Origin of the sequence: Blautia sp. AM47-4, from assembly GCF_003479865.1 — a bacterium.
GTDB lineage: Bacteria > Bacillota > Clostridia > Lachnospirales > Lachnospiraceae > Fusicatenibacter > Fusicatenibacter saccharivorans.
This window is the reverse complement of sequence record NZ_QUHY01000103.1, coordinates 1-780: the sequence shown is the minus strand read 5'-3', so window position 1 is coordinate 780 and position 780 is coordinate 1. Positions and strand designations below refer to the sequence as shown.

1 rRNA gene is annotated in these 780 nt (G+C 49.6%); it reads left to right on the top strand.

The annotated features are described in order from the left end of the window. Positions 1-95 precede the first annotated feature (95 nt). Positions 96-780, top strand: a 23S ribosomal RNA gene (locus tag DW965_RS18830); the annotation flags it as partial.

The window sequence follows — 780 nt, the reverse complement described above, 5'->3', positions numbered from 1 at the left end:
AGAGATAATCGAAAGATTATTGAATCAATTGCTTTTAAAGCAGAGAACACAAAAGCCTGTCATCAACGCTATGATGGCAGCGGACCAAGAATACAGGTCAAGCATTAAGAGCGCAGGGTGGATGCCTTGGCACTGAGAGCCGATGAAGGACGTGATAAGCTGCGAAAAGCTTCGGGGAGGAGCAAATATCCATTGATCCGGAGATATCCGAATGGGGAAACCCACTTGAGCAAACCTCAAGTATCCATACGCCAATCCATAACGTATGGAAGGGAACCGGGGGAACTGAAACATCTAAGTACCCCGAGGAGAAGAAAGAAACCTCGATTTCCAAAGTAGCGGCGAGCGAAATGGAAAGAGCCCAAACCGTGGTGCGTGCACCGCGGGGTTGTGGACTGCATAAGGTACTCGAATCAATAGCCGAACAGTTTTGGGAAATCTGATCAGAGAGGGTGAAAATCCCGTAGGCGAAATTGATGAGAGGCTGGCAGGATCCAGAGTACCACGAGACACGGGAAACCTTGTGGGAAGCAGGAGGGACCACCCTCCAAGGCTAAATACTCCTCAGTGACCGATAGCGCATAGTACTGTGAAGGAAAGGTGAAAAGGACCCCGGGAGGGGAGTGAAAGAGAACCTGAAACCCTGTGTTTACAAGCTGTGGAAGTGCCTTATGTGCACAACCGCGTACTTTTTGTAGAACGGTCCGGCGAGTTACGTTTACTGGCAAGGTTAAGTACTATAGGTACGGAGCCGAAGGGAAACCAAGTCTTAAGAGGGCG